Annotated in this window: 17 protein-coding genes; 4 read left to right on the plus strand and 13 right to left on the minus strand. The window is 64.3% G+C overall.

Translation table 11 applies throughout. The annotated features are described in order from the left end of the window. Positions 1-116: 116 nt before the first annotated feature. The gene (locus tag DL991_RS10660; protein ID WP_125783499.1) at positions 117-734 is read left to right on the plus strand and encodes a hypothetical protein; all 618 of its coding nucleotides are present in this window, start codon (positions 117-119) and stop codon (positions 732-734) included. 62 nt (positions 735-796) lie between these two features. Here the strand turns inward: DL991_RS10660 and DL991_RS10665 are convergent, their stop codons facing one another. The 4 genes from DL991_RS10665 to DL991_RS10680 all read right to left on the minus strand — a co-directional run bounded on the left by DL991_RS10665 (position 797) and on the right by DL991_RS10680 (position 5,778). Next, positions 797-1,489, minus strand: coding sequence for a hypothetical protein (locus DL991_RS10665; protein WP_125783501.1), 693 nt, complete (start codon positions 1,487-1,489; stop codon positions 797-799). Positions 1,490-1,643: 154 nt separating this feature from the next. Beyond that, positions 1,644-2,174 carry a DUF6262 family protein gene (locus DL991_RS10670; protein WP_125783503.1) on the minus strand — a complete coding sequence of 177 codons (531 nt, stop codon included), beginning with the start codon at positions 2,172-2,174 and terminating at the stop codon, positions 1,644-1,646. Beyond that, on the minus strand, positions 2,171-4,639 hold the full coding sequence (locus tag DL991_RS42915; protein WP_199753908.1) for a site-specific integrase: 2,469 nt from the start codon (positions 4,637-4,639) through the stop codon (positions 2,171-2,173). Before DL991_RS42915 ends, DL991_RS10670 begins: the two co-directional genes overlap by 4 nt. Then, positions 4,636-5,778, minus strand: a complete 1,143-nt coding sequence (locus tag DL991_RS10680) for a tyrosine-type recombinase/integrase (protein ID WP_199753909.1) — start codon at positions 5,776-5,778, stop codon at positions 4,636-4,638. The genes DL991_RS42915 and DL991_RS10680 overlap by 4 nt, the downstream gene beginning before the upstream one ends. A 580-nt stretch (positions 5,779-6,358) precedes the next feature. On the opposite strand from DL991_RS10680, the gene DL991_RS42610 reads away from it, so the two are divergent. Next, positions 6,359-6,520: a hypothetical protein gene (locus DL991_RS42610; protein ID WP_158634419.1), complete on the plus strand. Its 162-nt coding sequence runs from the start codon at positions 6,359-6,361 to the stop codon at positions 6,518-6,520. Between the two features lie 348 nt (positions 6,521-6,868). On the opposite strand, the gene DL991_RS43725 is transcribed toward DL991_RS42610, so the two are convergent. The 5 genes from DL991_RS43725 to DL991_RS10700 all read right to left on the minus strand — a co-directional run bounded on the left by DL991_RS43725 (position 6,869) and on the right by DL991_RS10700 (position 10,161). Next, positions 6,869-7,708 (minus strand): pentapeptide repeat-containing protein, encoded by an 840-nt coding sequence (locus DL991_RS43725; protein WP_125783507.1) that lies wholly within the window; start codon positions 7,706-7,708, stop codon positions 6,869-6,871. After that, complete coding sequence (locus DL991_RS10690) at positions 7,705-8,172, minus strand: hypothetical protein (protein ID WP_125783509.1); 468 nt, start codon at positions 8,170-8,172, stop codon at positions 7,705-7,707. Before DL991_RS10690 ends, DL991_RS43725 begins: the two co-directional genes overlap by 4 nt. A 165-nt stretch (positions 8,173-8,337) precedes the next feature. Next, positions 8,338-8,469 carry a hypothetical protein gene (locus tag DL991_RS43730; RefSeq protein ID WP_255433244.1) on the minus strand — a complete coding sequence of 44 codons (132 nt, stop codon included), beginning with the start codon at positions 8,467-8,469 and terminating at the stop codon, positions 8,338-8,340. A gap of 212 nt (positions 8,470-8,681) precedes the next feature. Further along, on the minus strand, positions 8,682-9,047 hold the full coding sequence (locus DL991_RS10695; protein ID WP_125783511.1) for a hypothetical protein: 366 nt from the start codon (positions 9,045-9,047) through the stop codon (positions 8,682-8,684). Between the two features lie 292 nt (positions 9,048-9,339). Beyond that, positions 9,340-10,161, minus strand: coding sequence for an SAM-dependent methyltransferase (locus DL991_RS10700; protein ID WP_125783513.1), 822 nt, complete (start codon positions 10,159-10,161; stop codon positions 9,340-9,342). A gap of 439 nt (positions 10,162-10,600) precedes the next feature. Between DL991_RS10700 and DL991_RS10705 the strand changes: the two genes are divergently transcribed. Next, on the plus strand, positions 10,601-11,953 hold the full coding sequence (locus tag DL991_RS10705) for an FAD-binding protein (protein WP_125783515.1): 1,353 nt from the start codon (positions 10,601-10,603) through the stop codon (positions 11,951-11,953). Positions 11,954-12,291: 338 nt separating this feature from the next. After that, positions 12,292-14,613, plus strand: a complete 2,322-nt coding sequence (locus DL991_RS10710; protein ID WP_125783517.1) for a tetratricopeptide repeat protein — start codon at positions 12,292-12,294, stop codon at positions 14,611-14,613. A gap of 19 nt (positions 14,614-14,632) precedes the next feature. Here DL991_RS10710 and DL991_RS10715 read toward each other — a convergent pair whose 3' ends face one another. Genes DL991_RS10715 through DL991_RS10730 form a run of 4 tightly spaced genes read right to left on the minus strand, consistent with a single transcriptional unit; the run spans position 14,633 to position 19,038 of the window. Next, positions 14,633-15,505 (minus strand): ABC transporter permease, encoded by an 873-nt coding sequence (locus DL991_RS10715; protein WP_125783519.1) that lies wholly within the window; start codon positions 15,503-15,505, stop codon positions 14,633-14,635. Continuing rightward, positions 15,498-16,526, minus strand: a complete 1,029-nt coding sequence (locus DL991_RS10720) for an ABC transporter permease (protein ID WP_125783521.1) — start codon at positions 16,524-16,526, stop codon at positions 15,498-15,500. Before DL991_RS10720 ends, DL991_RS10715 begins: the two co-directional genes overlap by 8 nt. Before the next feature lie 17 nt (positions 16,527-16,543). Next, positions 16,544-18,046: an ATP-binding cassette domain-containing protein gene (locus DL991_RS10725; RefSeq protein ID WP_125783524.1), complete on the minus strand. Its 1,503-nt coding sequence runs from the start codon at positions 18,044-18,046 to the stop codon at positions 16,544-16,546. After that, a complete protein-coding gene (locus DL991_RS10730; RefSeq protein WP_158634420.1) occupies positions 18,034-19,038 on the minus strand; it encodes a BMP family ABC transporter substrate-binding protein in 1,005 nt (334 codons plus the stop codon). Before DL991_RS10730 ends, DL991_RS10725 begins: the two co-directional genes overlap by 13 nt. Between the last annotated feature and the right edge of the window lie 106 nt (positions 19,039-19,144).

Raw genomic sequence — 19,144 nt, forward strand, 5'->3', positions numbered from 1 at the left:
TGGGTTCATCCGCTGAGTTTCAGCAGCTCATTGGCTATGTCAGCGAACGGTAGCGAGCACGACAGGTGTTGTGCAAGCACGAGTTGGGACCATCCAACGATTGGGGGATTTCGAGGGTGCTGACCGCGTCCAGCTATGTCGAGGTTGCGACCGCGGACGACGCGTGGACCTGTTCCATGCGATTACTGGCGATGTCGTTCGACTCGGTCCAGACCATCTTGAAGAACTTCGCCCGCAACCATGACTGGCCGGTGAACGCCTTGATCGTCGGTGATGCCGACAAGCCGGTGACCGAGATCGAGCTTCATCGGGATCCCAGCGTGACGCACGGGGTGCCGGACGTACCGCGATGTTGGGCGGCCGTTCGAAGGCTAGCTACCGAGACTGGCTGGACCGCGTCGCCGCACAACGCCCGGTCCATGGGGATCTTGGTGGGCTTGGGCTTGCGGGAGGGCTACGCCCCAGGAGCACCTCAGCACGAGCCGAGTGAAGTGACCAGCCGACTTGCCACGGCGGGAACGGAGCGTACGTGCCACACGGCGCGTCTGGTGTCGGCGCGCCTGGTCGGTAGCGAGGTGCGCGACCACGATGAGGTCGGTGTGGCCGTCCGTGGGCAGGCCGATCTCCTGCCGGTCATCACTGAGCTGGCAGACAGGTTCGCACAAGACCGTTTCGTGGTCACCGACTTCACCGGCCGACGCACCTACGCCATGAAGCGCCGTTCCCGGGGTTGAGTAGCAGCGGCCGGCGTCGTGGCGACGTTCCGGTCCTAGAGCCTGCATATTACTGGCGCGCTCTAGTCGTTGGCAGTGGTACCGGTCGCGCGTGAGTCGTCCGGCGGAATCAGCTCGACAGTTTTGATCTCGCCGAGGTCGTTGGCGGCCTGGTTGACCGTCTCCAGATGTGGGTTGCGATCGCCAAGGGGATCGTCTTCCGCCCCCGCCTTTTCTTCTGAGGTTGGGTTGTTCTCGTCGGGTGCTTGCCACCTGCGTAGCCGGTAGAGGTCTTTGGGCGTGGGCTCCGGACGAGGTGACTCGGTACCGGAGCTCTCGGTGTATAGGCGGCTTACCCGCTCCAGCCTGTCGTGAAGCAGTTGGCGATGCAGATCCTTCAGTTGTAGGTCCCGCTCAGCGATGTCCTGGCGATGCCGTTGCCACGTCATAATCAGTTCAAGCAAGCGGTGCAATGCGTAGAGCGCGGTCACCCCGTAGCCAACCGGCGCGGAAGTGCGCGCAAGATCGCCGAGCACGGTTAGCCACGGGCTGGCCAGGGACGTCCGTACAACCCTGACTTGAGCTGACGGCAGCGCTCCCCCTGTCGGTGAGTCACCAATACGCAAAGGTGTAATAGCTGTAGCGTATCGAGCTAAGATCAGCAGTGCAGTGACATTCCGCTCGTAATCCTCCAGAGACGGCTGCTCGCCAAGGTCTACTGACAGGTACAGCAGCTCGGCACCGGTTGTCGTGCTTGTCTCAGCTGAGGTCGTCACCTCGCCATCGTGCCGGATCCCGCCGATGTGTGATGCGTAACGCGCTGAGCAGGAGGTCCCGATCGACTGAGATCGACCTGCGCGGGCGGTCGAGCACGGAACCGCAGGGCCGGAACCCTTCGGCTGTACCGCTGCGACTTACCCGGCTCCCAGTTCACGCCGAGCTGCGGTTGAGCTGGGTCATCATTTCACGGTTCGCCTCGCGGGCGGCCTCAAGTTCCTGCTCTCGCTGCGCCAACTGCCCGCGCAAGTCGACGACGCGCTGTTCGAGCTCGGTGATGCGGCGTTGGAGTTGGTCGATGTCCACGGGCGCGCCGAGGCCGGATTCCCGCCATACCTGCTCTCCCAGCTGCTCGGAGAGCTTCTTCTCCAGCTGCCGGATCCGGGAGGCTTGGCGACTGACCTGGCCGTGGGCATTGGTCAGGTCAGTCTGGAGCGACGTGCGGCTGACCAGCGTGGTGCTCGCCTCGGCGCCGATCGGGCTGGCCTGGGCGGCGTGAACCTGGCCGAGCAGGTCGGCGTGGCGGTAGAGGAAGGTGCGGTCGACGCCGGCGGCGCGGGCGATGGCCGAGACGCTGAGTTCGGTGCCGTTCTTGGTTGCGGTGTTGAGGGCCTGGATGACTCGTTGGCGTCGGCGGGCTGAATCGGCGCGCCGCCCGTCGATCATCGGGCTGGTGCTGGTCATGCTGTGCGCTCCGGTCGGATGTCGGGCAGGGGCTGGCGGATGCGGGGCATCCCGAGGCTGGTGATTCGCGTGCGGTTGCGGCGGACGACGGCGGTGGCCTCCTCGATCTCAGCGCGGTCTTCGTCGGTGAGGTCGTCCAGGTCGGCCTTCACCCGGTCGATCAGCCGCCGAACCCGGTTGATCTCCTCATCGGAGGGCAGGGCCTCGTTTCGTGCCCACTCGTCGGCGTCCACCGTCGCGACGAGTCGTTCGCGGTAGCGCAGCAGGTCGGCGAGGTGGCGCTCCAGGTCAGGAAGGTAGGACACGTCGGTGCTGTAGTGGCCGCAGCCGACACAGCGGAACCTCAGCGGACAGTCCTGGCCGCTGGCGGCGACGTTGGACGGCTCGGAACAGCGGCCGTACGGGACAGCAACTTCGCCGACGGCCCGCCGGGCTTGCTCGGACTCCAGCAGCGCTTTCGCTTCTCGCCAAATCCGGTTGCCGTGGCGGTCGAACTGCATGGTCGCGACCTTGTCGACAGCGGCCCGGCGGCGTTTCTCCCCGACCCTGTAGTAGATCTGGGTGGTGGAGAGCTTCTTGTGGTCCATCAGCTCGCGCAGCACGTCGGGTTCGACGCCAGCGTCGGCGTGCCGCTGGGCGTAGGTGTGGCGGTACGAGTAGAGATTGATCTTCGCCTTGTCGAACGGCAGCATCCGCGTTACCGCGAGGTCTCCGTCCATGACGACGACGGGGGCCAGGACCTCCGGCAGGACATCCACCCACCGGCGGTGCAGGGCCCCGATCCAGCCCGGGTGGAGACTTTTGGTGCCGTTAGGATTGCGCACCCGCGAAGGCAGCAAGGCGAGATCAGCGACGGGCGTGGTCGGGAATTTCGCGCGCGTGCGAGCTTGCTGGGCGACGATGATGGCCGCGGTGGCTTCGGGAATCGGCAGCCGCCGCATCTCGCGGTTGGACTTCGAGTTGTTCCAGAGCAGGACGGGCTTGTTGTCGCCGTCGCGGGTCAGGCAGTCCCAGGGCAGAGCGGCGATCTCGACGGGACGTCGGCCGGTGTCGATCAGCAGTTCCACTGCTGTGCGGATCTCTCGCCGGGCTCTGTCTTCGAGTGACGGGAGTTGTTCGCAGAGGTGCCGCATGACGTCCAGAGGCAGGTCATCGCCCTCGGTGGATCGTTCGGCGGCTTGGTGGACGTCCTCTTCGCGGATGCTGAAATCTCCGGCTAGACCGTGCAGCGGTTGGCCTGGCCGTCCCAAGCTGAGCTTGCGCATCCGGGTCAGCATCAGGCGTAGCGCGTAGGGATCCTTGCTGCGGACGCTGATGTGGATGGTGCCCTGATCGGCGAGGAAGGCCAGCCGGTTCAGGTGCGCGGAGATGTCCGCCCGGCCGAGCTCGGCCGGGATATCGCCGCGGTCCTGACGTTGCAGCCGCATGCTGGTGGATAACCGCTCCAGCACCTTGACGTTGAATTGGATCAGGTCCTGAACCCTCCCCCTGCGTCGGTGAAACTCCTCGAGGGCCCACACCTTGGCGGCTTCCCGTAGCCAGGGTTGAGTGATCTCCGTAAATCGCACCGTGCCGCTGTGACCGAACACCTCACAGGCCCAGACATCCTTATGCCGCTCGGTTTCCGGTGTCGCCGTCACCAGATAGAGGTGCTTGAGGAGGGCCGTGAGGAGTTGGCCGCCGACCTCGCTCGACGTGGGCGGGACGACGTAATCGTGCAGTGTGGCGACCTGGGCCTGCCGTACCCGATCCACGAAGGGGCGGAAGTTGCGATAGGACGTCTTGGTGCCGCTTTTGGTTCGCTGTTGGAGGCCGTAGAGCAGTTCGGCAACTACCCGGTCGGCGAGTCCGCGCAGGCTCACGAAATTGTTGTGCACCACCGCGTATGTCGTGCGCCGCCAGGTCATCTCGTCCAGGCCAGGGTCCCGTCGGTGAGCCCTGAGCCATCGCGTGTAGTGGGTGAAGCAGTATGGCGACGTTCCCGTTCGATCACGGTCGCAGGCCGCGACCTCGCACGGGCCGAAGGCTTCCCGGCCCCTCAGGTCGGGCAACGCCAGGTACTCAGTCAGCGTGATCCCGAGTCTCGTCAGCCGGGCCTGGTCAGAGGCGCACAGCCCGGTTCGGCGTGTGTGCCGAGGTCGTTCGCAGCCGGGGACGATGCAGGGCTGTTGCGCGGTGCGCTTACGCGCCTTGGGCAGCGTCAGGAATTCCTCGAACGAGATTCCCGAGGTGTTTTTCCAGCGCCGAGCGCAGTTTGTGCAGAGCGCGCCGTTGACGGGCTTCCACCCCCGGCAGTCGAGAGCCGGGCAGGCACTCCAGCTCAGCAGGGCGTGTTCCTGAGGGAAGGTCAAGACCCTTTTGTTCTGGTCCCAGGCGACCACCTCCAGGAACTCCGAGTCCATCGCGGCCCACAACCGGGCCGCCGCGGCGTCGCTGGACGGCGCGCGGTCCGCGATCGCGGTCACCGTCCAGCTCCCTCGGTCAGCGACCGTGGGACCGGGACCCGGTCGACGGCGTCCCTCATCCGTGCGGCGCTGGGGTGAAGGTAGGGGCGAGACGATTCCGGGCTGCGGTGACCGAGCAGGTCCTGGATTTCATCCAGCAGCGCACCCGCGTCGGCGAGGTTGCTGCCGAACGCATGTCGGCACATGTGCGGGGCGATGGCCCTGCTCAATCCGGCCCGCGTGCACAGCGCGCTGAACAATTCGTTGACCGCTCCAGGGGTGACCGGGCTGCCCAGCGGCGCTCGGAAGAGGTTCACCAGCAGGTAGTCGCTCACCGCTGCAGCCGGGCACTCCTGGCGTTCCAGCAAGTAGAGGTCGATCGCCCAGACGACGAGGAAGTCCAGCGGCACCGTGCGATCGCGGCGGGACTTTGCCCAGGCGCCGTTGATGTTGGGGCGGCGGACGACGTGCAGGTGTGCGCCCTCGATGGCGCAGCCGAAGGCGCCGTTGTTCGGCAGCAAATGCAGGTCACTGCGCCGTAGGCCGGTCATCTCGCCGACGCGCAGACCGGCGCGCGACAACAGCAACACGATCAGCCGGTCGCGCGCCGAGCGGCACGCCACGGTCAACGCGACGATCTCCTCGTCCGCGGCCCGGTCGATCGCTGTCTCCGGCTCGTGGAGATGGTGCTGGGCCCGCATCCGGTGAGTCAGCTTGGCGTTCTCGTGCTGGACCTCCGCAGGAAGGTCTCTCTCGTCGCCCACGTCGTAAATCACCGTCAGGACCCACGCGGGGGCCTCTCGATGCAGGACGGCGAAGGACAGGAAGCCCCTGACCGCCACGAGGACCTTGTTGATCCGGCTGTTGCCGCGAGCTGGGTTGGCACCAGGACCGGTTGCGATCTGCCGGCCATCGGCCGGGGTATGGCGCAGCCAGAGGATGAACAGGCCCATGAAGGGCGCGGCTTCCTGCCAGTCGCGGCCGGTGCACCCGCACCAACGGAGGAACAGCGCGACCCCGCTCGCATACGCCTTGGTGGTCGACTCGGCCCGATCCTTGCCGAACCGCATTTCCCGCAGGAAGCGGTCCGCGACTGGATGAACCTGCAGCTCGTCGTCGAGCACCGACCAGTACCGGCTGCCCGATGGCACCCGGATCATGAACGCCCGCATCCTGCTCCCGCCTGATCAGCAACAAGGAGCCACAGAGCTACACCCCCAGAGAACTGTTGCGGACACCGACGCGCGGGCCCCTATTGCAACATCACACGACAGCCTGACAACCCCAGAAGAACGGGACGCCGGAGATCTCCCGCTGCGAGGACCTGGTGGCTCTGCTCACTGCGACGACCGGATGGCACCGGTGCCCGACGGAGCCACTGCACGGGATTGTGATCCCGCTCGGCCTGCGCCGCGGCTACTGCGAGAACGCGCCTCTAAACCCAGCTCGCGACACGCATCAGCCAGCTGAGGCAGCGTGCTGATCTCCGTGAGATCCATGGTCACCTCCTCGGTGCCGCCCGATACAGCGTCCGGCGAAGGCCACCGGGCAGTGCCGGACACCGTACTCCCGCCAGCAGCGATCCTGCATTCATCCTGTTCAGATCGCCGCAGCTAGCCGAGCAACGGCCCTGTCGTCCGGGGCGGTACGGAGCCCATGCCGGACCCCGTCCCGGGCTGGTCGGCTGGTCCTCGAGCACGGACGAGCCGGGCTCGCGAACCCCGAGAACAGGACACGATCATGTGGACGCCGTTGATCACCCTCATCGGGCTCGTACTGCTCACCGCCGCCGGCGCCGCCACAGCGGTGGCAGTCACGACCACCGACCAGCAGCGCGCCCTGCGAGCGCTCACCCTGCTCAAGATCCTGCTCGGAGCCACCCTCGGCACCAGCGCGGCCTGATCGCCGCGATGATCCACCTACATCAGGCCGGACTGCTGTGACGCGCTGACTGAACAGCCTTGGCCAACGTCAGCGCTGGCGGGGAGGCCGAATAGTGCACATACGAATATGTGCACTGCACCAGTAGAACGAGCTGTCACGACAGGTGATAGTTGGCCTATCCCACCGCTAGTTTGCGCGGTACGAGTGGTATGCGCCGAGTAGCGGGCGTGTCCGACGCCGGGTGCCATGCCGCAGCCGTCTCCGTCGTTGTTCACAGAACCGGCCACATGACAGGTCGAGCGCCCGGATGACGAGGCCGTGGTCGCATTGCCCTGGCCGACCAATTAACGAGAACAACAAGCCGCGTCATAGACTCGGAGTGGAGGGCTGGTGGTAGTGATCTCGGCTTCGGCCGTCGTCCACGACCACCTCGTAGCCGTCTCCAAGCAGGCGGGAACTCTGCGCCACAGCTGCAGCTATCTCATCGGATGGCCAGACTGTCTCATCTGACCAACGCGCCCCAGCCAGAGTTGCGATCACCAAGTCCGGTGGAGCTTGTGCCCCAACTACGAACCTCGTGCCTCTCAAGCTCGCTCCGCTAAGATTCGCCCCGATCAGACGCGCCATGGCCAAGTCCGCCTTGGTCAGGTCCACGTCGGTCAAGTCCGCCTCGGTCAGGTTCGCGTTGATCAGGCTCGCCCCGGTCAAGTCCGCCCCGGTCAAGTCCGCCCCGATCAAGTCCGCCCCAACCAGACGCGCCCCGATCAGGTTCACTCCGGTTAGGTTTGCCCCGGACACACGCGCCCCGGACATACGCGCCCCAGCCAGGTTCGCCCTGGTTAGGTTCGCCCCGGACACACGCGCCCCGGACAGACGCGCCCCAGCCAGGTTCGCCTCGATCAGGTCCGCTCCGACCAGGCGCGCCTCCAGCAGGTCCGCTCCGGGTTGTAGCGCATCACGGCCGAGAGGCCGCCCGTGCTGGTCCCGGCCTATTGCTTGCACCCGATCCGAGGCGGTGTCTGCGGCTATCTCTGATGGCGTGTCATCGGTCTTGACATTTTCCGGTAGGGCACGCGCCAGACACGGATGAAGCATTTTGTACAGAGCGCCACCGAAGGTCCGGGGTTGTCCTGGTATTGGCCGGAACGCCGGTGTGCGCCGAGAGAGCACAGCCACGATCTGCGAAAACAGAGCGGAACGCCTCATGTCATCCCTCTGCTTTCAGGTAGTGACTCGGAGTCAGGAGAGGGATGTCGGCGTTCCTGGGTCGGCTTGGCTGCTGCGGAATTGTGATCGAGGCCGTCATGGGCTACGGGGGGAGGGGCGGCACCTGCGACCTGACCATCTTGAGATGGGATCGGAGGTAGCGGGACGTAGGCTGCAAGATGGCCGGCAATGACAGGTGCGGCGGCGCCGATGGCCACCGCCGGAAGCGGACCGGTGACCTGGGCCGACAACGCGGCCCCGAGAATGCCGCCGGCGGCGAGCCGCACCAATTCGGCGACGAAATAGCCCAGCGGCCCGGCAGCCGTGCCGCCAGCGCCCTCGGCAGCATCGGCATCGACCTGCCACGGCCACTTGCGATATCGACGCTGCAGCGCGGCAAACTCCAAGCCCTCCACCACGAAGCCACCCGCAAGGGCCCACAAGGCGGCTTGCCACCACATCATCCCCGAAGCTTAGAACGCCAAGGACCGCGTACGCCCGCTGGCGTGCGGGGGTCTTCCGGCCGAAGCATGCCGATCTGCAGCGACAGGCCTGTCGGCGACTGGCCAATTGCTGTGCTCAACTGGCCGAGTGAAGCGCTCAGTCACAGTGACAGATCGCGTCGTCTGTCACTTCGGAGGCTTGAAGGTTTCGTGGTCGATGGCGTGTTCGAGTTGGGCTAGGTAGGGAACGAACGCGTTGAGCAGGTCGAAGACGTGCTTGTTGCGAGCCCTGTCCTCGCCGCTGCGGAGCTCGAACATCAGTCGATGAGTCAGGCTCGCGAACCGGTCGTCCCGCGGCCTGATCTGGGTCCGGTGCGGAGCAAGGATGCCGCGCGGTAGTCGCCGTTGGTGATCACAGCCCAGAGCAGCAGCGAGGTGATGTGGCGTTTGTTGGGGCCGAAGTCCGTCCCTGGATGTTGCAGCCGCTGGAGTGGTTCGGTAACGGCCTCCCAGATGTCTTTCGGGATCAGTCAGCCGTCGAGCGCTCGTCTGCGTTGTTGATAGTCGATCTTCGGCGGGAAGCTGTTGAACCTGTCGACAACGTCTTGAACTGCTGTGGCGACCTGGGCTGCGGCGTCGTTAGCTTTTGTCCATCTGGTCCAGTGGGCGACGGCCTTGTTCGCGCGAGCTCCCCAGCCATAGGGCAGATCCAGCGCGGCGGTGGCCTCCTCCAGCGAAAACCCGTAGGAGCGGATCGCGGTGACGGCCGCGAAGCGGTGCACTGTGCGCCGTTCCATGGCGGTTTCGGGGATGAGCTTGGTGAGCGGCTGGATGTGATCGTCGGTCAGGTAGTGCGGAATGTGGCGGGGATCGATGGCCAGCCGCCACTGGAGCATGGATTGGAACTGGAACAGAAGTGGAGGACTTCGTCGTCGCCGTGGCGGCGGTGCGTCATCGCGTCGCTTCACCGGGACCTTCGACAGCTCTGCTCTCACGTGTGGCTCGGGCGGCCGCTTGTGTTGTTGTCGAGCAATGGCGGAGGAACGCCTCGAGTTCCCGCCCCCAGACGCTGCCCCCGCTCACCGACGACGCCAGCGCGCGGAGCGCCGGCGACTCCTTCGGCCGAATCGTCGTCTGGATGCGGAGCCACGAACGCGACGAAACCCGTCGGTGATCACTGTCGACCGCCTAGCGCTTGATCGCGACGCCGCCGGTCATGAAGCGCACCCCGATGGTGGTCGCGTCGGTGACGACCTCGTCGGGCCGCCAGAGTGCCAGCGGCACGATGCCGGGCAGCAGGATCTCCAGCCCGTCGAAGAAGCCCTCCAGCTCCCCCGGCGTCCGGACCCGGCCAGTGCCGAGCTGGGACAGCAGCACCCGCTCCAGCTCTTCACTCTCCGACGAATCGCTCAATCGCGTGAAGTTCGTGATGAAGAAGTACGAACCGGACGGAACGGCGTCGCGAAGCTTCGCGACGATGCCGTTCGGGTCCTCCTCGTCGAGGATGTGGTGCAGGATGCCGCACAGCATCACGCACACCGGCTTGCTGAAGTCGATCATCTCCCGCACGTCGGGGTGTGCGATGACCTCTTCCGGCTTGCGAATGTCGGCAGTGACGACCTTCGTGTTCGCGTTGTCCTGCAGCAACGCCCTGCCGTGCGCGAGCACGATCGGGTCGATGTCGACGTAGACGACCTTCGCGTCCGGATTCACCTCCTGCGCGACCTCGTGGGTGTTGCGCACGGTCGGCAGGCCAGAACCCAGGTCCAGGAACTGCGTGATGCCCTCGTCGGCGGCGAGCTGCCGCACCACTCGATGCAGCATCGCCCGGTTGTGCAGCGCGATCTCTTTGAGCTCCGGCATCACCTCGATGCTCGCCTCGGCGACCTGCCGGTCAATCGCGTAGTTGTCCTTACCGTTCAGCATCACGTCATAGACGCGCGCCGCGGTGGGGACTCCGTCGTCGAGAATGACGACGTCGGACCCAGGCTGTGCACTGTCGGAGGACATCAGAAAGCAGCTCTCCTCGCCGATCGTCAGGAACACCCGGCATCGTAGCGGTTCCGACACCGCGCGTCACCGGGCCACCGGCCATCTCACGGCCATCGCGCTGACCGAGTCCGGCGACGCCGTCAACCACCGGCGAATAGCGCACGTTCGAATATGCTCGCTGCACCGGTATGTGCTGGCGAGCACTAGGCGGTATCCGCAAATGTCAGCTGACATCCGCGCGAAAGGGGCCCCTCCCCGCCTGCCGGGTACTGAAACCGCAGATTGCCCGGCCGGGGTCAGCCGTCCTGCATCTGTAAGTCGCATCCTCGCCTGTGGATCACCAATATCACGAGCTCCCGGCCGCGACGGGCGACCTACTTCTGACGAACTAGCTCGCCGCGAACAGGACTTCATGAACTCGCCACCACGTGTAACAAGCGGACGGTAGCGTGCAGGGATGATCGACGAGATCCTACCCGCCATCTCCGGGGAGATACTGGCTGACGACGCGAACCTCACCGGGGCTAGCCACGACTGGGGAAATCTGGTGCATGCCAGGCCGAGGCTGGTTGTGCGACCCGCTTCGGCCACCGATGTAGCCACGGTGGTGCGGTTCGCTTCCAAGCGTGGAATACCTGTGGCTGCTCGCGGCGCCGGCCACTCGCCCTACGGGCAGGGTCAAGCCGACGGCGGGATCGTGCTGGACATGACCTCGTTGCCACCTCGCCGGGTGGTCATGGACGGTTCGGTATCTGTTGACGCGGGCGCCCGTTGGAGAGACGTTCTCGAGGTAGCCCTTCCGCACGGTCTGACGCCACCGGTATTCACCGACTATCTGGATGTGACAGTAGGCGGCACGCTGGTAGTCGGAGGAGTCGGTGGTGCCGCCCATCACTACGGCGTCCAGACCGATACTGTGGTGGAACTCGAGGTGGTAACCGGTGCCGGGGAAGTGCTGACCTGCTCGCGTGATAGCAATCGTAAACTCTTCGACGCGATGCTAGCCGGGCTCGGTCAATGCGGAGTGATCACGCGTGCCACGTTGCAGCTAATACCTGCCCCGACGCGTGCGCGACGGTGGAAGCTTTACTACGACTCCCTTTCGGCCTTCCTGTCCGACCAACGCGAGGTGGTCAGGGACGGGCGGTTCGAGTATTTGGAAGGTCAGCCGCTTCTGGGCGAAGGTGGCTGGCGTTACATGCTTGAGGCGGTCGGGTATTACACGCCCCCCGCGTCACCTGACGAGGAGGTGTTACTCGGTGCGCTGAGCTTTGTGGAAGTGGAGAGTGAGGACACCACGTACTTCGACTTCCTAAATCGGGTGGCGGATGGAGAGGCCGCCCTGCGTACGGAAGGAAGCTGGTTTCATCCACACCCGTGGATCGATGTCTTTCTGCCGGACAGCGTAGTCGAGCAGGTTGTGGCTGAAACGCTCACGACTACCGACCAGAGCGAACTGGGGACCACGGGGTTGCTCCTGCTCTATCCGCTGCGGGCTGACCGCCTGAAGACTCCGTTGTTCAAGGTCCCTGATGGGGAACTCGTCTGGCTCTTCTCCTTGCTGCGAACTGGCTCTCCGATCGATCCACTGGTCAACGCACGAATGGTTGAGCTCAACGTGGACCTCTACCGGAAGCTAAGGGCGTTGGGAGGAAAGGTATACCCGTCGACTGCGATGCCGAGGACCACGGAGGACTGGCGAGAGCACTTCGGACCGGAATGGCCCATCCTCACCGAAGCCAAGGCGCTGTACGCGCCGGAGAGTAACCTCAACCCAGGACAGCGGCTGGACCTTTCTGAATCGCCCTGATCACGTTCCAACGGCAAGCCGGCGGTCACCGAGCTGAGCACCGCCCGTAACACACGAACCTACGACATGGTGGTTCGAACTACGGCTGTTTGCGGCAGCCATGCGCCTAGCGCAATGGCGCGCCACCACTATCGGGCGCGCAGTCGATCACTGGGGCGGCGAGAACTCGATTAGGGCGGGGCGGCTTTGGGTGCGATTGCACTGGCTTTGCGGTCGAGCGGGCACCGAATGCCGCGACATGTGGAAACGATCACTGGTCTGCTGTGGAGTAGGTTCTTTGGTGTAGTGGTAGCCAGGCACAGCTAGGTCGTGGAGAGGCCACTTGAAGGGGAGCGAGTGTGGAGGACACGTCAGCGAGTCCGCAAGTCGACCGGTCGAATGCGGTCGAGGCGAAGCAGGCGCCGGCGAGCGATGCCGAGAGGTTCCGGGAAGCCTTGAAGAGGCTGCGCGTCTCGAAAGGACTTACACAGCACCAGCTAGGCAAGCTGGCATTCCTGAGCAGACCGCTGGTGAACCAGATCGAAAAGGGAGCCCGAGATCCCACTCCAGAGGCAGCCGAGGCGCTGGATAAGGCCCTGAATGCTCGCGGTGCTCTGGTCGAGCTGGCGTTGGCGGTTCGTGCCGAGCTCCCCTACTTCAATCTGCCGCAGGGGCCGCACCGCTTCGTAGGCCGTGAAGACGTAATGGACACCATCTCCGCGTTGATGGAGCCGGCGAATGCCTTGGTGTGTGTAACTGGAGAACCCGGGGTCGGCAAGTCCGCAGTCGCCCTGCGCTGGGCGAACGCTGCTCGCGATCGTGGAGCACTCGTTCTCTTTTCGAACCTGCGAGGGTATTCGTCAGATGTTCCAGCCCATCCCGAAGAGATCCTCGAAGAACTTCTCTTGGGCTTGAGCGTTACCCCTGATCGAATTCCGTCCACTGAACACACTCGGAAGTCGCTCTTTCAACGGCTGCTCGCTCAGCGAGAGGTGGTCCATCAACGGATCTACGTCGTCCTGGACAACGCCCGCGATTCCCAGCAGGTGTTGTCGGTTCTACCCGGGGCATCAAACGCGGCGTTCCTCGTGACAAGTCGTAATCAGATGAAGCGCTTGGTGGTGCAGACCTCAGCAGAACGAATCATGCTCGAAAGCTTGGACCGTGCGACTTCGAAGAGGCTGACTGCGAGCCTCATTGGCACTGAACGTGTCGACAGTGAGCCCGCGGCCGTCGACCGGCTCGTCGACCTGTGCGCTCATTTGCCCCTCGCTTTAAGTATCGCAGCCGAGAGAATTCACGCTCATCCGACCAAGACGATCGAGCAGCATGTCAATGACCTCCAGGCCGCTGCACGACTGTTGGACCGCCTCGAAGTCGCTGACGATGACACCACCGGTGTGCGCCCTGCCTTCAACTGGTCGTACGCCGCGCTGCCGGACAACCCCGCCAGGCTCTTCCGCCTACTCGGAATCCATCCCGGACCACGCTTCTCGGTGCAAGCGGCGACCGCACTGCTGGGTTCTTCGGAGGAGGAAACCCTCGCGTCTCTCGATGAACTCATACAGGTGCACCTCGTGCAGCCCGCGGCCTCACCAAGCCAGGGTCAGCGGAGTTTCACATTGCACGACCTTTTGTACGCCTACGCCGCCGAGGAGTCGGCGTCGGAACGCTGGTCAGAGGACACCGCGGCTGCCCGATCGCGCCTTGTTCAGTGGTACGTCCACACTGCCAATGCCGCGTCGTGGCAGATCACGCCGGGACGCGCTCACCACGTGCGACTCCCTCCGCCCGCTGACGGGGTGTCCCCGCGGGCGTTCGCTGATTTCGGAGCTGCGTTCCGGTGGTGCGTTGAAGAGCTGTCGAATATCACTGCGATCGCGACCAGCGCCGTCCAGCACGGCCTGGTCGATGAGGCGTGGCAGATCGCGGTCGAGATGTACGACTTTCTGATTCACTACCGGCCTTGGCAAGCGTGGATCTCGCTGTACGAGACAGCCTTGAGAGCCGCGGACGCGTCCGAAGACGCGTGGCAGATCGCTGTGGCAGCCAACCATCTTGCCGAGGCTTACCGTCGTTCCGGCCAATTAGAACGCGCTCGCCAGTTGTACGCGCGCGCCATCACTGAGGCAGAAAGGCTGGGACCGAACGAATGCCTCGGTTATTCCTTAACCGGCCTGGGCGAGTGCGAGCTCGAAAGCAGGAAGTATGACAGCGCCGTAAGGCTGATGAGACAGGCGCTTGTGGTCCAGACACAGGGCGGCTCGTCAGTCGCGCAGGCGTACACTCACCTCCAGCTTGGAAGTGCCTACCGTGAGCAGGGCATCGAGGAGAGCGCGCTAGATCACGGCAGGTTGGCATTCGACATTCTTGTTGGCGATGACGACTCGCATGGGATCGGCACGGCAGCTGTCCCCTTGGCACGAACGTTGCTGCGGTTTGGCCACTACGACGAAGCCCTTACTTACTGCGATGTGGGCCTGAGGGAGTTTCGCCGTTGCGAAGACTACGGCGGTGAAGCGGATGCACTTGGCGCTCGAGGACTAGTGTTGGTCTACCTGGGACGTCGCGAGGAAGGCCTGGCCACGATAGCCCAGGCTGTAGAGATGCTGTCGTCTGTCGACACCCACCTGGCAGGCCGTCTCGAAAGTGAGGTGGCAGATCTGACTGGGTTGCTGTGAAGGTCGGAGGTCGTCCGGGTTAGCGCCTGGCTTGATGAAGTCGGTGATGGCGTCGCTGAGCATGTAAGCACAGCACAACGATGGGGATGACCCACGACAACGCGCGATAGACCTCGACCGCTAAGCCGAGCCCTCGGGTCTGCGCGAGCAGAGCGAGGCTTTCGATCACGGCGAACAGCAGTCCACTCCCGAGGATCCCGAGTGGTGTTCCACGACTGATGAGCACCACGGCGAGTGCAACAAATCCTTTCCCTGCGGTCATGTGTGGTGTGAATGCCCCGATCGTAGCCAGCGCTGCGACCGCGCCAGCCACCCCAGAGAGACCCCCGGAAATGAGGGCCGCGAGTGCCCGATAGCGCCGAACGGAGATCCCCCGTCTCACGGCGACTTCGGCATCATCCCCGCACGCGCGGAGTCTCAGCCCGAACCGCGTGTGTTTCAGGATCCACCAGGACACTGCGATGAGACCAGCAGTCAGGAAGACCGCGATACTGACGGCGCCGAGCGAAGGAGTCGTCAGGGCTGGGATTGTGGGCCCGTGGAGATTGGTTCCGCCGGTGGCATGAACTTGATGGAGGAAGGTGCTGAGGCCCTCGCCCAGCATCAGGGTGCCGATTCCAACTACCACCGTGTCAATCCCAATGACGCTGCCTGCCGCGTAGATGGCGCCGAAGATCACGCCCACGATCAGGCCGAGCCCGACTCCTGCCCAGGGGCCTGCTATGGATGATCCGGCTACCGCGGCCAGCGCCGCGCACAGCAGCACTCCTTCGATGCCCAGGTTCATTCCCGCCCCGGATCGCTGTAAGAATGCTTCACCGAGCGCTGCCAGGATCAACGGTGTGGCGGCGGTGAGTGCTCCTGCGATCACCACGGCCCAGATCTCAGACATCCGTTGCCCCCGAGGCGTAGGTCTGTCGCCGTACCACGACGATGGCAAGAGATGCGGTTACCAGAAGGACGGCCTGGCTGATCTGCCCGATCGCGGAGGGCACGCCAGTTGCCAACTCAACTCCAGCGGCACCGGTGGTCAGCGAAGCGACGCCGAGCCCCGCGAGCACGGTCAGGATCGGACGGCCTCGTCCCAGGATTGCCACTACCAGCCCGGTGAACCCGATTCCGCCGCTGATTCCGCCATGCAGCACGCCTTCGACACCAGCCAGCTGAATCCAGCCGGCCAACCCGGCAGCTGCACCGGAGGCACAAGTTGCGCTCAAGACGGTCCGGGAGGAAACGACTCCCGCTCGTGCGGCGAGCCAAGGACGTTGAGCGTAGATGTCCACCAGCCTGGCCGCCCGGCTCCGGTACCACCACATCGCCATCGCTAGCACGACGAGAACCAGGAGGACGGCTGTGCTGAACCGACCTGGCAATGCCGGGATCATCGCCGCCGCAGGAAGGCGATGGCTCTGCGCGGTCGCTGCTCCGGGATCTCGCAACGTCGTGCGCAGCAGCCCAGTCAGGATCTCCGCTGCAAGGTAGTTCGCCAGGAGAGCGGTCAGGATCTCGGGTGCGCCCCAACGGGCTTGCGGGAGTGCCGGTAAGAGTGACCAGGTGCTCCCGCCCACCGCTCCCAGAAGCGCGCCGAGCGGCACAGCCAGCCAGCCGAGAGTCGTTCCCCACGGTATAACTACGGCGGCCGCGGCGATCGCGCCCACGATCATCTGCCCCTCGGCTCCGATTACGACTACACCAGCCCGAAGAGCAGGGACCGCGCCCAGCGCGATCAGGACGAGCGGCGTGGTGTAAGCGACTGTCTCAATAGCATTGCGGGGGGTTCCGAACGCTCCTTGAACCCATCCGGAGACCACTTCGTCGACGCGGCCGCCGGCTAACACGATGAGTGCGGTGACGATGCCGACTCCACACATACCGACAAGGCCGGTGAAGGTTGCGGCACGGGCGACCGGCACCCAAGTTCGAGTACCTGTCAGCTGCACGTACGGTCACCGCCGCCGTGTGTCTCGGCTTGAACCTCTCCTGCGCTGAGCGATACGACTGCGTGCCGGTAGTCCTCGCAGGAGCACTCATCGGCGACCCTTCCGTCGACCAGGACAACCACCCGATCAGCCAGCGCGACGACTTCATCATCGTCTGCGGTCACCAGAAGTACGCCCGTGCCGCCTTCGGCGGCCTCCCTAATGCGCTGACGGATCGCGTCAGCGGCTAAAGGATCCAGGCCCTGGGTCGGCTCATGGAGTACCGCAAGCGCGGGGCCATTGCGGAGTTCACGACCCACGATCAGTTTCTGCTGATTTCCGCCGGACAATTGCCCTGCGAGAATGTCCGGATTCGGGGGTCGGACATCCCACGCGCGGAGAAGGTCCTGCGCGTGGCGAGTGATCTCGGCTCCACGGAGGCACCCAAACCTGGAGAACTGGGGGTGATGGAGCTCGTTCACGACCGCTGACCACTTTGCCGCTCTGTTGGGCATCAGGGCATCAAGCCTGTTTTCTGGTACATACGCGACGCTTCCTGACACGGTCCGCGTTCCCAGGCTAGGTTTCACGTACCCGGCAGCTGTGTCGGCGAGGGTCCGCTGGCCACTTCCGGCCACTCCGGTCACCGCAAGAACCTCGCCCGCTTTCACTGTCAAGGTGATGCCCCGAATGGACCGCCGATCGCCTCGTGAAGTCGCCTCGACCTCGCGCATGACCAGCGCGTCTGATGTTGCGTGCGGGAGCCTCCGCAGAGGCCGGCGCGTGCGTGCTGGCATGGGCCCGACCATGGCCGTGACCAAATCTTGCTCGGTTCTTCCAGTGAGCAGGTTCTCCCAGGTGACGTCGCCTTGCCTGAGCACAGTTGCGGTGTCAGCAATAGCTAGGACTTCGCGTAGTCGGTGGGTGATGAGCAAGATCGCGATTCCGGCGTCGGCGAGGCGTCGAAGCCGGGCGAGGAGGGTGGATATCTCACTTGGGCCGAGCAATGATGTGGGTTCGTCGAGCAGCAGGACGCGAGCCCCGCCGGCCAACGCCAGGATCAATTCGCCTTGCTGGCGTTCGGCTGCGGTGATCTCGTTTACCGGCGAGCTTAGGTTCATCTCCATGCCCGCGATGAACGCCGCTTCCAGGAGAGCTTCGCGGGCTTTGCGTGTTCTGGTCACCCGTTCGGTGCGGGACATCATCAGGTTTTCCAGCAAGGTGAGTTCGCCGATGAGGCCGTCTTGCTGCGGTACGAGCCCAATACCCCGTCGGATGGCGGCGCTGCGAGATAGGAGCCGTACCGGGGCGCCGTCGATCTCCACGGTGCCGCTGTCTGGTTGGTCCAGTCCTGCGAGTATCTTGGTCGCGGTGGACTTTCCCGCTCCATTCTCCCCGAGCACCGCGTGGATGCGCCCCTGATGCAACGACAGGCTGACGTTCTTGAGGGCCTGCACGGTGCCGAAGGTTCGAGAGACCTGACGAAGGGCGAGAACCGGTTTCACCGTGACCATGGCACGATGTTGACCTGGCCGGAAGCAAGCCGGTCTGCAAGTCCCGTAGCCTGCTGCACGAGGTCGGCTGGAGTCGCAGGAGCTGCCTCAACGCGGTTGACGTCGGTCACCACTAGACTCCGGTTCGCAATAGTCGAGGTCGTCCCTTGGTTCCCGAAAACTCCGCTTTTCAGTCTGGCGAAGACAGCGCGAAAGATGGGGACCATGTCGAGCTTGACCTGAGCCACATTAACCGCGGGCGCCTCCGCGCTGGCGTTTTTCGAGATCCCGACAGTAGCGATCTTCGCTCGATGGGCGGCGGCGGCCACGCCTGGCGCGTAGCCTTGCGCATTTGAAGCGATCAGCCGTGCGCCGGCGGTCACCTGCTGCTGCGTTGCCTGCCTCGCCTTTTCGGGATCATTGAAGTCGCCAGTATAGATTGGAGAAAGAAGGGTCACCCTTGGATTCGCCGCTTTGAGACCCTGATCGAATCCATGCCATTGCGATTCGAGGAATGGCTCCTGTGGCCCGTCGACGATCGCTACAGGCGATAGCTGAGTCAGGCCTGCGATATATCCAAGCAGGTATCCGAACTGGCCGGTGTCATATGTCCACATCTCCACATTTGCGGTCGCCTTACGCAGATCAGGTTCGCCGCCGGTGCCGAGAAACTTCGTGCCAGGGTATTCACTTGCCACTTCCCGGACAGATTCTTGCAGGTCGAGGCCCCACGCGATGACTAGGTCGACGCCGCTGTCCGCGTACTGACGAAGATACGTCTTGGCCTTGGTGACGTCGACACCGTCCTGAGTCTTCCCGGCCACCACACCCTCGGCCGTCAGGGTCTTGACGGCATCCGCTCCAGCCTGCGCGAACCCGTTGTCCGTGTCTTCGCCCGTCATGATGGCCGCCACTCGTGGAGCGGCGCCCGATTCTGCCAGCGGCGACGCTCCACAGCCACTGGCCATGACGACGACCGCCACGACCATTCCAGACAGCAATATTTTCCGCATACTTGATCTCCTAGACGGGCCGACAATCCCTGTCGGAATCTTCCATAGTCCGTGAACACGTCTACACCGAGGAATCGCCGAAACCTGGTCTGCCATCGCCTCGCGG

Source organism: Amycolatopsis sp. WAC 01375 (assembly GCF_003947325.1).
Taxonomy (GTDB): domain Bacteria; phylum Actinomycetota; class Actinomycetes; order Mycobacteriales; family Pseudonocardiaceae; genus Amycolatopsis.

What these genes read in the sequence shown, in the direction of transcription:
- DL991_RS10670 (WP_125783503.1), bottom strand. Translation starts at nt 2,174, where the DNA reads ATGACCAGCACCAGCCCGATGATCGACGGGCGGCGCGCCGATTCAGCC.
- DL991_RS10680 (WP_199753909.1), bottom strand. Translation starts at nt 5,778, where the DNA reads ATGATCCGGGTGCCATCGGGCAGCCGGTACTGGTCGGTGCTCGACGAC.
- DL991_RS42610 (WP_158634419.1), top strand. Translation starts at nt 6,359, where the DNA reads ATGTGGACGCCGTTGATCACCCTCATCGGGCTCGTACTGCTCACCGCC.
- DL991_RS43725 (WP_125783507.1), bottom strand. Translation starts at nt 7,708, where the DNA reads ATGAGGCGTTCCGCTCTGTTTTCGCAGATCGTGGCTGTGCTCTCTCGG.
- DL991_RS10690 (WP_125783509.1), bottom strand. Translation starts at nt 8,172, where the DNA reads ATGATGTGGTGGCAAGCCGCCTTGTGGGCCCTTGCGGGTGGCTTCGTG.
- DL991_RS43730 (WP_255433244.1), bottom strand. Translation starts at nt 8,469, where the DNA reads ATGTTCGAGCTCCGCAGCGGCGAGGACAGGGCTCGCAACAAGCACGTC.
- DL991_RS10695 (WP_125783511.1), bottom strand. Translation starts at nt 9,047, where the DNA reads ATGCTCCAGTGGCGGCTGGCCATCGATCCCCGCCACATTCCGCACTAC.
- DL991_RS10700 (WP_125783513.1), bottom strand. Translation starts at nt 10,161, where the DNA reads ATGTCCTCCGACAGTGCACAGCCTGGGTCCGACGTCGTCATTCTCGAC.
- DL991_RS10705 (WP_125783515.1), top strand. Translation starts at nt 10,601, where the DNA reads ATGATCGACGAGATCCTACCCGCCATCTCCGGGGAGATACTGGCTGAC.
- DL991_RS10715 (WP_125783519.1), bottom strand. Translation starts at nt 15,505, where the DNA reads ATGTCTGAGATCTGGGCCGTGGTGATCGCAGGAGCACTCACCGCCGCC.
- DL991_RS10725 (WP_125783524.1), bottom strand. Translation starts at nt 18,046, where the DNA reads ATGGTCACGGTGAAACCGGTTCTCGCCCTTCGTCAGGTCTCTCGAACC.
- DL991_RS10730 (WP_158634420.1), bottom strand. Translation starts at nt 19,038, where the DNA reads ATGCGGAAAATATTGCTGTCTGGAATGGTCGTGGCGGTCGTCGTCATG.